The 13,750-nt window shown below is 62.1% G+C and carries 11 protein-coding genes; 6 read left to right on the top strand and 5 right to left on the bottom strand.

Annotation, left to right across the window (positions count from 1 at the left end):
• The first annotated feature begins 40 nt into the window (after window positions 1-40).
• From OES25_01185 to OES25_01195, 3 genes are read left to right on the top strand one after another with little or no spacing between them, the layout of a single operon-like run.
• Entirely contained in the window at window positions 41-487 is a 447-nt protein-coding gene (locus OES25_01185; GenBank protein ID MDH3626253.1) for a DUF1499 domain-containing protein, read from the top strand.
• Complete coding sequence (locus OES25_01190) at window positions 484-1,458, top strand: DUF1570 domain-containing protein (protein MDH3626254.1); 975 nt, start codon at window positions 484-486, stop codon at window positions 1,456-1,458. The genes OES25_01185 and OES25_01190 overlap by 4 nt, the downstream gene beginning before the upstream one ends.
• A 46-nt stretch (window positions 1,459-1,504) precedes the next feature.
• Window positions 1,505-2,851: an MATE family efflux transporter gene (locus OES25_01195; protein ID MDH3626255.1), complete on the top strand. Its 1,347-nt coding sequence runs from the start codon at window positions 1,505-1,507 to the stop codon at window positions 2,849-2,851.
• Here OES25_01195 and egtB read toward each other — a convergent pair.
• Together egtB and egtD are read right to left on the bottom strand one after the other, a co-directional pair.
• On the bottom strand, window positions 2,848-4,104 hold the full coding sequence (gene egtB, locus OES25_01200; GenBank protein ID MDH3626256.1) for an ergothioneine biosynthesis protein EgtB: 1,257 nt from the start codon (window positions 4,102-4,104) through the stop codon (window positions 2,848-2,850). The genes OES25_01195 and egtB overlap by 4 nt on opposite strands.
• Window positions 4,105-4,126: 22 nt before the next feature.
• Window positions 4,127-5,095, bottom strand: a complete 969-nt coding sequence (gene egtD / locus OES25_01205; protein ID MDH3626257.1) for an L-histidine N(alpha)-methyltransferase — start codon at window positions 5,093-5,095, stop codon at window positions 4,127-4,129.
• A gap of 133 nt (window positions 5,096-5,228) precedes the next feature.
• On the opposite strand from egtD, the gene OES25_01210 reads away from it, so the two are divergent.
• The gene (locus tag OES25_01210; GenBank protein ID MDH3626258.1) at window positions 5,229-6,248 is read left to right on the top strand and encodes a hypothetical protein; all 1,020 of its coding nucleotides are present in this window, start codon (window positions 5,229-5,231) and stop codon (window positions 6,246-6,248) included.
• 4 nt (window positions 6,249-6,252) lie between these two features.
• Here OES25_01210 and OES25_01215 read toward each other — a convergent pair whose 3' ends face one another.
• Complete coding sequence (locus OES25_01215) at window positions 6,253-8,742, bottom strand: tetratricopeptide repeat protein (protein MDH3626259.1); 2,490 nt, start codon at window positions 8,740-8,742, stop codon at window positions 6,253-6,255.
• 61 nt (window positions 8,743-8,803) lie between these two features.
• Between OES25_01215 and OES25_01220 the strand changes: the two genes are divergently transcribed.
• A complete protein-coding gene (locus tag OES25_01220) occupies window positions 8,804-9,364 on the top strand; it encodes an MOSC domain-containing protein (GenBank protein MDH3626260.1) in 561 nt (186 codons plus the stop codon).
• A gap of 5 nt (window positions 9,365-9,369) precedes the next feature.
• On the opposite strand, the gene OES25_01225 is transcribed toward OES25_01220, so the two are convergent.
• Window positions 9,370-10,527, bottom strand: coding sequence for an alanine--glyoxylate aminotransferase family protein (locus OES25_01225; protein MDH3626261.1), 1,158 nt, complete (start codon window positions 10,525-10,527; stop codon window positions 9,370-9,372).
• A 56-nt stretch (window positions 10,528-10,583) separates the two neighbouring features.
• Between OES25_01225 and OES25_01230 the strand changes: the two genes are divergently transcribed.
• Window positions 10,584-11,411, top strand: coding sequence for a hypothetical protein (locus OES25_01230; protein ID MDH3626262.1), 828 nt, complete (start codon window positions 10,584-10,586; stop codon window positions 11,409-11,411).
• An 8-nt stretch (window positions 11,412-11,419) separates the two neighbouring features.
• Here OES25_01230 and OES25_01235 read toward each other — a convergent pair whose 3' ends face one another.
• On the bottom strand, window positions 11,420-13,534 hold the full coding sequence (locus OES25_01235; protein MDH3626263.1) for a M20/M25/M40 family metallo-hydrolase: 2,115 nt from the start codon (window positions 13,532-13,534) through the stop codon (window positions 11,420-11,422).
• Window positions 13,535-13,750: the final 216 nt, after the last annotated feature.

The raw sequence follows: 13,750 nt of genomic DNA on the forward strand, positions 1-13,750 counted from the left end.
TCGCGCTTGTGGCGACAGGGCCACGTCCATCGGGGAACGTGTGTATCCAAGTACGAAGAAGAAATTACTCAGGCGGCTGGCGCTCGTTCTACTTGTCGGCGTGGCCGTGATGGCGGTCTACGTCGCCCTCCAGCCCTACGAACGCTGGCGTGCCCACGCCGCGTCTCTCGAGCCGTACGTGGTCGCGCGTTCGACGGCGGAAGTCTTGCCGGCGCTCCGCAGCGCAGCGAATCGAATCGGCGGCTGGCATTACGTGGGCGAGGCCGGAGACGACGATCGTCTTCAGGTCGTCTTCACGCGGGAGGTTCGGATTCCCGGCGGGTTCGACGACGTGACCGTGACGCTCCGGGATGAAGGGACCTCGACCCGCGTTTCGGCGCGCTCAACTTCGCGCAGGACCTGGGCCGACTTTGGACGTAACCGTCGCAACCTGAGCCGTTTGAGATCGGAACTCGCGGCCGTTCTCGACTCTGGAGGGAACGAGTGAGCCACAATCGATCGATCCGCTGTCTGCTCACGCTTGTGCTCGTACTTGGCACGACCGTCGGGTCCACCGGCGATTCGATCCATCCTGTATCGGAGCGCGGGGAAGAGCTGATCCGAAATCGTCGATACGACGCCTTCAAGGGAGCCCACTACCGCGTCAAGACGGATGATCCTCGTATCAAGACTCGAGTGGCAGTGGATCTGCTCGACGCGTTCTACGGTTTTTTCGAGTCCAGCTGGGAATCTCCGGTTGAGCTGGACGAGGACACGTCGCACTCGATGGCGTTCTTGTTCTATTCGAGCAACAGCTATCGAAGTGCCGTACGCGATTCCCACAACTGTGTATTTTCCTCGTCCCAATCGGACCACGACCCGAGACTCGATGTGACGGCCCACCACACCGAGACCGGCTTTCCTGAATTCGCCGACAGCCTCATTCACGGCGCGGCGCATCAGCAGCTGGCTAGGAGGTTCTTTCATCCTGAAACGCCGCGTCCGACATGGTTGTTGGAGGGACTCGCGGGATACTTCAGCGGCACACGGGTGAACGACTCGCTCGAGTTTCAGGCCGGACGGACGGGTCGCAAGTCGATCCAACTGTTCGACGAACCTCTGCCGGGAACTTCGCGCTTCAGGGCGCGATTCACACGTCGCTTCAATCGATTGATGAACGAGGGACAGTTCGAAAACCGCCCATCGATCGACGCGCTCCTGAAGATGGAGACGCCGCTGCGGTTTTCCGCCGGGAATCGAGAGGGCAACTACGTGTTGAGTTGGGCGCTCGTGCACTATCTGTTGCAGGGAGACGATGGGGCGTATCGAGAGTCGTTCATGAAGTACCTCCAGGCGTTGCGAACCCGTGAGGCTTCCGCGACGGATGACGGTCCCGACCTACTCGAGATGGTCGGGTTAAGTGCCCGGGTGCTCGAAGAGCGAGTGCTGACCCACGGACGATCCGTCAAGTTCCGCTGACCGAAGCGTCGTTGCGGTAATCCGCAAGTGGTCTATCGTGCCTCGGATGCAAGTCGTCCGCCCCAGAACCCGTGGTGAGCTGTGGCCCATGGTCGCCCTTGCCGTTCCGGTCGTCATCGCCGAACTCGGCTGGATGATGATGGGGGTGGTGGACGTCCTGATGGTCGGGCGTCTGGGACCGGAGGCGATCGGCGGAGTCAGCATCGGTCGTTCGATATGGGTCTTCCTCGCCATCGGCGGAATCGGCGTGCTACTGAGCCTCGACACGTTTGTCTCTCAGAGTCTCGGCAGGGGTCGAACCGACGAGGCGTTGAAGTATCTAGCGCAGGGGATCTGGCTCTCTCTGTTCCTCGCGCTCCCTGCGATGGTCTTGTTACAGGGGGTTGCGGGGCGGATGGATCTGCTCGGAATCGAGCAGAGTGTCATCGATCAGGGGCATCCGTACTTGAAGGTGTGCAGTCTGTCGCTCCTACCGATGCTGCTCTATACGACGTTTCGTCGCTACCTCCAGGCGATGGAACGGGCGTTCCCGGTGGTACTGGCACTCATCCTGGCCAACGTCGTGAATGTCCTCTTCAACTGGGTTCTGGTCTTCGGCAATTGGGGATTCCCGCGACTCGGAACTACCGGCGCAGGGTGGGCCACCACGGCCTCGATGACGTTCCTCGCGTTGTCGCTGGCCGCTGTCATTCTTCTTAGCCGTCGTGGACTACGCGAGGTCTCGTGGCGTGATGGCTGGTGGCATCTGAACTTGAAGCGGATCGGTGTCGTGCTTCGACTCGGCCTACCGGCGTCGGGCCAACTACTGCTCGAGGTCGGGGTCATTACGGCCGTCACCATCCTCGCGGGACAGTTCGCCGTGGAGGCGCTGGCCGCCCATCAGATCGCTCTCACGGTGGCCAGCGTGACCTACATGGTGCCGTTGGGTATCTCGGCCGCCGCGGCGGTGCGTGTCGGCTACGCGATCGGGCAGGGAGATCCGGCAAGGGCGAAGCGTGCCGGTTGGATGGCGATCGGCCTGGCTGCGGTCATCGCCACGATCATGGCGGCTATCGTCGGGATCATCCCGCACTTCCTGCTCGGTCTCTTCACCCAGGACAGCTCGGTCATCCGGCGCGGCGTGGGGTTGCTCTATCTAGCGGCCCTGTTCCAACTGTTCGATGGAGTCCAGGTCACGGCCGCAGGCGCGCTCCGCGGTGCCGGCTACACGCTGGGTCCCATGTTGTGGATCCTACTGGGCTGGTGGGTTCTGGGGCTGCCACTCGGCGCGTTCCTCGCGTTCCGCTCGGGGATGGGCGTTCATGGACTGTGGGCCGGATTGACCGCCGCCCTCGTCTTCATGGGCGTCGTCCTACTGGGTTCCTGGAATCGGGCGCTCACCGCCTCCCGCTAGCGGGCCAGTCGAATTCCGCTGAACTGCCAGCGGGCCTCCGGCGGGAAGAAATTTCGATAGGTCCTTCGAAGATGGTCTGACGCGGGCGTCGCACACGAGCCACCACGCAAGACGTACTGATTGCACATGAACTTGCCGTTGTACTCGCCAAGTGCACCATCCGGAGGGCGGTATCCGGGATAGGGCGAGTAGGAGCTCTGCGTCCACTCCCAGACGTCGCCGAAGACGGTCGAGTCGGGTTGTGGATGAATCGCGCGTCCCGCGTCGATCAGACGATCCGCCGTGTGGCCCTCGACCGGTTGGTCTCGGGCAGCAAATTCCCACTCCGATTCCGTCGGCAGACGCGCGCCGGCCCATCGGGCGTAGGCATCGGCCTCGAAGTAGCTGACGTGACAGACCGGATCCTGAAGGCGCAGTGGAACCAGGCCTGCCAGCGTGAACTCGTACCAGCCGTCCTCTTTCTCGATCCAGTAGAGCGGTGCACGCCAGCGGTTTGCGGACACCGTGTCCCAACCCAGAGCAAGCCAGCTGTCCGGCCGCGTGTAGCCCCCGTCACGCACGAACTCCAGGTACTCGCCATTGGTCACGACGCGTCGCGAGAGTTCATAGGGTGCCAGGTAGGCGCGATGACGTGGAAATTCGTTGTCGAAGTGGAAACCGTTTCCATCGGACCCGATGTCGACTAACTGTCCCTCGATCGCGTCCCACCCTGCGTCTCGGGCAGGTCTCGCATCGTCGAAAGTCCCGTGCCGGTAACTCGGTGACATCGGATGATGGCTGAGAACGTGCTTGATGTCGGTCAGGATCAGTTCCTGGTGCTGCTGCTCGTGGTGAAGCCCCAACTCGAGAATACGAATAGTCTCTGCGTCAACGGCATCCCCAGTGAGTCGACGCTCCAATTCCATGTCGACGCGGCGTCGGTATCCGATCACCTCGTCGAGACTCGGTCGCGACAACAGGCCACGCTCCGGCCGCGGGTACTGAGGTCCAAGGGTGTTGTAGTAGGAGTTGAAGAGGAACTCGTAGGTTGGATCGAAGACCCTGTAGTCCGGCCGAGCCCTGAGAATGAACGTTTCGAAGAACCAGGTGGTGTGTGCAAGGTGCCAGCGCGTCGGACTGACATCGGGCATCGACTGAATGGCGCAGTCTTCCGGAGACAGCGTCTCCGCGAGCGTCAGAGAGAACGCGCGCACCGACCGGAACTGCCGGAGTCGCTCGGAAGTCAATCGATCGCTGCCGGTCGCACTACGCATCTTCGACCTCCAACCGCTCGGCTTATGGCACCACGAAATGCATGACCGCGAAATAGTCTCGAGCGTCGGTCCAAACCCGGTGTAGTTCGAGGCCCGCTTCTGCGGCGTCACCGGCAAATCCGTCGATCGTGTATTTGTAGGAATTCTCGGTGTGGATTCGCTCGTCGCTGGCGAACGAGAACTGTCGGCCGGCGACGTTGACGATCTGATCGACATCACTCACGATAAACGTCCGGACGCATCCGGCCTTCTCGTCGTAGGTTGCCAGATGGCGGAACTGAGAGAGATCGAAATCGCCGCCCAGCTCTCGATTGATTCTTCGCAGGAGATTCAGGTTGAACCGTGACGTGACGCCATCCACGTCGTTGTAAGCCGCCTCGATCACCGCGGGGTCCTTCTGCAGGTCGACCCCAATCAGTAGACCACCCCCGGAACCACAGAGGGGTGCGATCCCCCGCAGAATGCGGTGAGCCGCCTCGGTCTCAAAATTACCGATCGTTGAACCCGGGAAATAGGCGGCGACGTGATCCGGTGTTCGACGCGCAATCGGCAACTCGAACGGTTGGGTGAAGTCACCGACCACGGGGAGAACCTCGATGTCAGGGTACGCCGCCTGAAGAGACTCGGCGGATTGGTTGAGGTGTTCTCTCGAGATGTCGACGGGCACGTACGCCACCGGATCATCCAGATGGTCCAGGAGGGCGCGGGTCTTGATGCTGCTTCCGGCGCCGTATTCGACGAGCATCACGTTCTCGGCGATCTGCTCCCCCATCTCACCAGCGTGACGATCCATGATCGCCTGTTCCGTCCGGGTGACGTAGTACTCGTCGAGCCGGGTAATCTCGTCAAAAAGCCGCGAACCCGCCTCGTCATAGAAGTACTTACTCGGTAACGATTTGTTGGTCGCAGCGAGCCCGGCGATCACATCGTCGAGCAGCTCTTCCGTCCCCCGGGCGTCGGCGATATCTACCTCTGACGTCTTGCCGGCCATAGAATCCTCCCCGCCCGGAACCGAAAATGAACAAACAAGATATCATCCCGCGGTGTCCCGACCGCGCAACCCGCCGATTCACCCTGGATCGTGACCCCCGGATCGGGCAGACTCGCGCGCGGAGGATTGTTCCATGCGAAATAGCTCGATGGTGCTCGGGTTACTCGTTCTGATGACGTTGGTGGGCTGTCAGCAAACGTCCGAACTCCAGCCGTCGTTGCTGGGACCCTACCTCGGTCAACAACCACCCGGCCGGACCCCCGCGGTCTTCGCGCCGGGCTTCGTCTCGACCGGCATGGGAGAACGAGATGCTGCGATGACGCCCGACGGCACTGAGTTCTACTTCTCACGAGTCCTGGGCGGGGCGTTCACGTTCAGCGCGATCCTGGTGACCCGTCAGGTAGAGGGTGAATGGATGACGCCTGAGGTCGCCTCGTTCTCCGGACAATACATGGACCTGGAGCCGACCATTGCACCCGACGGTAAAACCTTCTACTTCATGTCGCGACGACCGCTCCCGGGAAGCTCCGAGCCGATGAGCGACGAAAATATCTGGATGATGGATCGGGTCGACGATGGCTGGGGCGAGCCCTATCCAATCGGCCCACCGATCAACAGCGATCGTGCAGAGTTCTTTGCATCCGTAACGACCGACGGCACGATCTACTTCACCCGTCGAGGGGATGATCGCACGGAGAAGATCTTCCGTTCCCGCCTGGTCGACGGCGAATACCAGGCCGCCGAGGAGCTCCCAGCCGCGGTCAACGCAGCACGGACACAGTTCAACGCGTTTATCGCGCCGGACGAGTCGTACCTGATCGTCTGCAACTTCGGTCACTCGGATAGTCTCGGTGGCGTCGACTACTTCGTTGTCTTTCGTGATAAACAAGACCGCTGGAGTCAGGCCATCGCCCTCGAACAGGGCATCAACCATGCCAGCGGTCAAGAGTGGTCCCCCTACGTCTCCCCCGACGGGCGCTATTTCTTCTTCATGTCTAGCCGCGCATCGATCACGGATCGGTATTCTCCCGAACGCGTGACGTCCGACGATCTCGGACGCATGCACAACGAGGCGATGAACGGGAACCCTGATATCTGGTGGGTGGACGCGTCGGTGGTCCACGACCTGCGGTCCGGCGCGGCCTTCGACTGACCCGTCAGTCGACTTCCAGGACCCGACGACACGCGGTCAGTGCGTCGATCGATTCCCGATCTCCCGGATGGGTCTTGACGACCGATTCGAGGAGCGGCGCTGCAAGGTCCGGGCGTCCATGAAACCACCACGAGAGCCCGAGCCCGCGAGCGACGTCCACGGATTGCGGCCAATTTCGATGGGCCCGCTCGAGCAGTGCCAGACCTCGGCCGGGACGTCCTTCGGCGGTTCGTCGCGCTGCGAAACGAACGTAGCCCGATGGAGGGAGTTTGACCTCACCGGCCAGTAGACGTCGCTCCAACTCCCACTCTTCCAGGAGACCCGCCGCCGCTCGGTGGCCTGCGGAGCGCAGGCGCTCGAGACGTCTGACGGCACGCTCGCGGTTGCCGCTTCGTTCGTCAAGTCGGCTCACCAGGAACGCCACGGACGGATCGCCGGGGGCGATGGCCGCGGCGCGGTTCAGCCAGATCGTGGCCGATCGCAATAGGCCGGAATCGAGGAAACTACCGGCCTCGTCCACCAGACGGCGGACACGTGCCGGTGGGCTCTCCTCGGTGGCCCTCCGCTTGCCTTCGACGGCTCGCGTGATGCCACGACGTAGCGACCGCTCGACACGACCGACGTCGGGCAAGAGAATCCCTCGGTTGAGTGCGTCGGCCGCGTCGTCGTATCGCCCCAGGTCGAGGAGCAGCGTTCCCCGAAGCCACGCGCTGCGTGCGTCGGTCCCGAGTGTCTCCTCGAGGGAGTCGAGTGCCGCCACCGCCTCCTCGATTCGACGGGCGTCGCGAAGCAACTGCACGTGCCTTCTGCGGAGGTCCCGACGACGGGGATGGATTGCGATGGCGCTCTGACAACGCTCGATCCGACCCTCCAGGTCGTCCGGCACGATCGACCCCACACCTTCTCGATTGGGCAGCACCTCGAAGACCCGGACCCCGCGCCCCTGCCAAACGGTCTGGAAGCGGAATGTGGCACTCTCTTCAAACAGATGGGCAGGCGCCACCTTCCGGAATTCGGTCGACGCTATGGCGACGTAGCGTGCCGGTAGCCCGACGATTGCGCGGGTCAGTACGGCCGGCGACACTTCCTCGAAACGCATCGAATCCTGAAGTCGTTGCGAGGTCAGCCCCACATCGGAGTGTCGCGTGAGCACACGGGCCCAGGGTTGTCCTAACTTCGCGATCTCCATGCCGGCCCGCCGCCAGTCGGCAAAGTAACCGGGCGGCACCTGTTCTTCGTAGAACGAATCGCCACCGCGCCACCAGGAGATATTTGTCGCGACTACCGCCACGCTCGCGTAGAGCTGGAGAGCCAGAACCGCGACCACGAAGCCACCGATACCGTATCGAAGTCCTCGGTCGTAGAAGCTCGACGAGCCGCGTGCCGCGTCCTGTAAACGTCGACGTAGATCGAGAATCCCGACGGCGGCGTAGACCCACAGAACCGGCACGAGTGGCCAGATCAGCCGCTCCTGTCGTGGTGGATAGATCGCGAGTAACGCTAGAAACAACAGCAGATAGATCGCGACCAACGTGCCGTCGGATCGTCGTCGCGCGACAAGGCCCCAGAGTGCGACCAACAGGAACGCCGCCACCGCGACGAGGCCCAGCGGGCCTGCACCCGGCATCCGCGGTGCATCACCAATCAAGACACGCTCATACATCGGCGAACCGAAGAAGACGCCGGGTAACACGAATCCGGCGAAGGCCTTGATGTAGAACAGCGCCTGGTCCCAGACGGTGCCCAGGTAACCCCATCCGCCCAAATCGTGAAGCCGCGCCGACATGCCCTCCAGATAGGTCGTCGAACCCACCTTGGTTCCCCGCCACCACCACAGGCCGTTGACGATGAGGGCAGCCGCGAGAGGAGCCAGCCAGGTACGCCTGGCCTTGACGAAAATGGACCAGACAAGCAGCGCACCCAGCATTGCAAACCCGACGGTTCGCATCAGAGGGAGCCAGATCAGTATCACGGTTACAAGAACCCTGTGACGTTCGGCGACAGTCGTCAACGCGGCATCATCTGCGGTTTCCCGATATCCCAGTGCCAGAAGGAGTCCGAAGATAAGCACGAGGAATGGGACCTCGCTAAGAACCTCCGTACCGTGCAGCAACGTGTACGGACTGCACGCCACGATCAACGAGACGAGAATCGCGGTCGAGCGATTCGTGATCAGCCGGGTGAACCGCTGCAACAGGATCAACAACCCGATGCCACTTCCGAGGATCCACAGTTTCGCCGCGACCACGCTGTACGGGGCTATCCATGCCATCGGGACCAATAGGATCGAAAGCCCCGGCGGCCTGAACGCGTGAGGCGTGCGGGCCGGGTGATCGATCTCCAGGTAGCCGTCAAATGTGGCGAGAGACCGAGCGGTGAACAGGTAGTCCGGCGAGTCTGGCTCGAGGAGACAGAACGGATTGAGTCGCAGGACCGCAAGCATGCCGAAGACCAGCAACGCAGCGTAGATTGGTAACTTTCGGCGGGCGGTCATCGCGGATCTGGATGTTACACCAGCCGACGACAACTGCACACGTCTGCTCTAGAATGTCCTCGTGGACGAAACTACCCAGCACCTGTCTCTCTCGGAGCTGGAGGCCGCACTGCCGTCGATCCGTCAGTCTCCCGCAGACGAAGGCTCGCTCCGGCAGATCGCCTGCCGACCGACCACCGGAGAACGTCGGTCTCTCGAGGAGGCCGAACTGGACGTCGCGCAGGGTCTCGTCGGCGACAACTGGCAATCCCGCGGCAGCCGCCATACGGATAACGGCAGCTCCCATCCCGATATGCAACTGACTCTGATGAACGCCCGAGTCATCCAGAAAATAGCGGGAAGCGTCGAGCGCTGGGCGCTTGCCGGCGATCAGCTTTTTGTGGAGTTCGACCTGAGTCGCGCCAATCTCCCACCGGGGTCGTGCCTGGCGATCGGCAACTCCGTGATCGAGATCACTCCATCGCCCCACACGGGCTGCCGGAAGTTCGTTGACCGATTCGGACTGGACGCGATGAAGTTCGTCAGTTCTTCCATCGGTCGCGAACTGAACCTACGAGGTGTCAACGCTCGCGTCGTGGTTCCCGGCGCGATTCGCGTCGGCGACATCGTCCGTCGACAGTGAACTCGTCACGCCTCGTCTTCCTCGATTAAATGGTTAGAGGCCGCATCAAGGGCCGCCGACGGGTCGGCGCCCACCCCCAGCTCAACGAGAGACTCCCCGACCGTCTGAAGCGTGCGCCCGACTTCGCCGGCACCAATATTGCCCATATGACCCACACGGAACCCCTTGCCGGCAATAGGGCCGAGCGCGCCGGCAACGACGACGCCACGTCCGGCAACGGCCGAACGAAACGCACCGTCTTCGACTCCGTCGGGGTAGAGCAACACGCTGAGCGTATCCGCACGGCAGTCCGAATCGGCGAAGACGCGCAATCCGAGCGACTCCATTCCGGCGCGCATCGCTGCCGCCAATCGTTGGTGCCGAGCGAATCGTCTGTCGAGGCCCTCATCGAGTACGATCTGGAGAGCCTGCTCCAACGCGACGATCTCGTTCACGGGAGGGGTCGAGAAATACAGCGCCGGGTTTTCCATGACCGGAAGCCAGCGGGTCCAGTCCGCGTAATAGCCCTGAACCCGGTCGAGAGACCGACGATGATCGATCGCTCGTCCGGAGACGACTTCGAGAGCGACGCCCGGAGGGGCACCGATCGCCTTCTGCGGGCCCGTCAAGAGGACATCGATGCCGTATTCGTCAAACGGTTCGTCCACGGCCGCGGTGGCGCAGACTCCATCGACGATGAAAAACGTGTCGCGGCCACGCAGGGCTTCGGCGAAATCTCTGAGCGGAGCGACAACCCCCGTCGACGTGTCCACGTGAGTGATGGCGACGGCTCGATAGTCTCCCGCATCGACACGCTCGACGACCGAGGCGAGCGACGCCGTCCGCCCCCATTCCGATCGGATGACATCGCAGCCGAATCCGAACGCATTGGCCAACTGCTCCCAGCGGTCCCCGAAGAACCCGTGAGAGACGACCAGAAGCCGATCATCGGGGTCCAACAAGTTGATCAGAGCCATTTCCATGCCGAGAGTGCCTCCACCGCCTACAATGAAGGGATGGGCATCCTCGGTACGAACAATGCGACACAACGCGTTCAGCGCGTTGCGATACGTGTCAACAAACGACGGGTCCTGGTGCGAACAGGTCGGGATTGCCAACTTCCGCAGGATCGCGTCGCGAACGGGTGTGGGACCGGGAATCATGGTCAATCTGGATTCGGACACGCGCTTGCTCCCTGCTGTCACATCGACGGCCGAAAGTCGACCGAAGGAGTGGACTCGTGACGCATCGTATCGTCGCAAGTGTCTTCCTGTCGATGGCCCTCCTGGGTGCCTCGGTGGCCGGCGAGACCGACAAGAACCCGCCGTGGGGCAAATGGCGTGAGATCGAGCTGACGGCGCGCGGCGGCGCGTTCCTGTCGGGCCGCGTCGACATCGAACGGACCGGAACCTCAAAGCCATCCGAGATACGCATGCGCACCGTGGCGCGCTTCTTCGGCGCACGCGTCGCGGACTCGGAATCCACCACGACGTTGCAACGACGAACGGGCCTACCGCAGAGATCTGTGCGCCGCTCACGTAAGCGCGCTGCCATCTATCAGTTTGACCCGAGGGGCTACAGGGTCAAGAAGCTGAAACCGGAACGTGGCTCCCATCGCCCGCTTTCCGAGTGGACGACGTATCGAAACAAGCGATTCGAGTTTCCCGTGGATGCCGAGGGCCATCCGCTGCGGGCCCACAATTTCCCCAGCATGCTGATAGGACTCGGCCGTCAACCGCTCCACGACGTAGGCGATGAGGTTCGTGTGTTGGTCGCCACCGGAGACGGACCGCGATACTTCACGGTCACGGTCGTGGAGAGAGAGATCCTCGACCGCCAATTCGCCGTCGACACCGGGCGTGACCAGCGGTCAAAGAAAAAAGAGTGGTCGACGTCGGCGCTCCGCCTGAATATCGTCCCGGAGGACGAGACTGCGGAGGGCCTTCTGAACATGCAGGGCGAAACCGAGGTCTGGGTCGAAGCGGAGTCGCGGACACTGCTTCACATCTCCGGAGACGTTCCCAAGATGGGACGTCGACTGCGTCTGGGTCTAAGCCGGATGCGTTGATCGGCGTTCTAACGACGCCGGCCCGGGCGCTCCCCGAGCGTGACCGGAATCGTCAGTCGCTCACTCTCTCGCAAGACCAGCATGTCAACGGTTTCGCCCGCCCCGATCTGGGACAGGATCGACGAGAGCGACGACGCGCTGATCGGTCGACCGTCGACTCGGAGAATGATATCCCCGGCCACCAGACCGGCCTTCCCGCATGGCCCATCGGCTACCACGGAGCGCAGTAGAATGCCCTCGTTGTCCGGTAGGCCCAATTCGCTTCTTCTGTCCTCATCAACGGGGGTCGGGAAGACGCCCATGTAGCCGGTCTTCGCCCGCTCGACTGCGATCGTATGGGTCGCCTCACCGCGTCGCACCGATAGTTCGACCTCGGAACCCGGTTGCACGTCGCGAAAACCCTTGCCGACACTGCGAGTCTCCGCCACCGGACGCCGATCGAGGGCCGTCAACACGTCCCCCGACCGCAATCCACTCTGGTAGCCACGCGATTCATCGGCGACGTGAGTCACTACCGGAACGTCGAATCCGTCCCGATCGACGAGTTCGATTTGAATCCCTAGCCAATCGACGACATGGATCATCGCCGGGGTCATGTCGGCATCGGCCATCGTCTCGATCGTGTTGAACCCGACGGTCAGGATCTGTTGCATGCGGTCGTAGTCAAGCTTGTCTGCGTGATCTCCAAGTTGGTGATAGTCGTCATGGAGGCCGGTGAAGAAGAACATGAACGGAACGCCGGCCTGATAGAAGCTGGCGTGGTCGCTGTTACCCGCGTATTCCGTCCCCGCGTAGGTAAGCTCCAGCCCGACTGGCTCGTTGGCCGCATCGACGATCTCGCGAAGACCTCGGGCATAGCCGTCACCGTAGACCTGAATCTGGTCCGAATCCGTCCTCCCGATCATGTCGAGATTGAACATGAACACAGTGCGATGGACCGGGAAATGTTCCTGTTCGACCATCGCGCGCGACCCGAGCAATCCCTTTTCCTCGGCGGAGAATGTCGCGAACAGGATGCTCCTTCGCGGTCGTTGCTCGCGAGACGCGAATGCCTGGGCCAGCTCGAGAACACCGGAAATCCCAGAGGCATTATCGTCGGCCCCATTGAAGATCGTATCGCCTTCACCGTGGTAACCGCCGATGTGATCGTGATGCCCGCCGATGACGATCCACTCGTTCTTGAGATCCTCGTCACTGCCCTCGAGAAAGCCGGCGACGTTGCGGGCCGGCACAGCCTCCGCGCCTTCGACCCGCTGGACCCCGATGCTGGCTCGCAAGCCGTTCACCGTCAACTTGTGGGTCTTCTTGCCGGAGTCGAGAGCCGTCTGCAGCTCCGACAGATCGGCACCGGCCTTCTGAAGCCAGTCCCCGATTATCGACTGGTTAGCATGCACCGCTAGAAATGTCGGCCCACTCTGCTGGCCGGCGGAGAGACTGCCGCGATCCAGCGTCAGGCGTCGACCGATCCGAAGATCGTCGTTCGGTCCGTGATTGAGCGGGTCGGTGACGAGAATCATTCCGGCGGCGCCGTGCTCGACTGCGACCTGGGCCTTCGTAGCGAACGCACCGTAACGAGTGGCTGCGCCAGCCGCAAAGCTCCCCTCCCCACTTGATTCGTTCGGAACATGACGAAGGAGAAGAACGATCTTGCCTTCGACATCGATCTTCGCGTAGTCGTCGTAGCCCAAATCCGGTGCCGAGACTCCGTAACCGGCGAAGACCACTTCCGCATCGACGCGGCCATTGTCGGAGAAATCGAACGGACGAAACTGCTGCCCGACTTCACCGACGACGTCTTCTTTGCCGATACTCAGAGTCAGATTGGTCGTCTTCTTGTCGAAGTTGCTGCGATAGAGATGGAACGGCAGAAAGAAACTGTCATGTCCCGGCAGCGGTGCCAGACCGAACCGTTCAAACGCATTGGCGATATACGCTTCTGCCTCGCGGATCTCACCTCCACCACTATCCCGTCCGTTGAGATCGTCGGCGGCGAGATACCCCACATGACCGCGAAGCTCATCGGCGGTGATCTGACCGGAATCACCTGGCAGGCTGTTATTTGCCGCCTGTGCGATCGCGGTCAGGGTCAAGAGGCAAACCAGGGTGCGCCACGGGTAGTTCATCGTCTCTACGTCTCCTCGCCCTACGGCCGGGGGCGTGCCGATTATCCTACCGCGAAACCGGCGCCACGGCTGCTGGTGTTTAGGGACACACACCTCCGTGTCGTACCGCACACGGTCTCGGCGTCGACCCCTCGCGTTTAGGGGAATTCCAGCCGGCACGATTCCTGCGAACTCGCATCTTCAACCGACTCATGGAGCAGGTCCTGAGTGTGGCAT

Source organism: Acidobacteriota bacterium (assembly GCA_029861955.1).
Lineage (GTDB): Bacteria > Acidobacteriota > Polarisedimenticolia > Polarisedimenticolales > Polarisedimenticolaceae > JAOTYK01.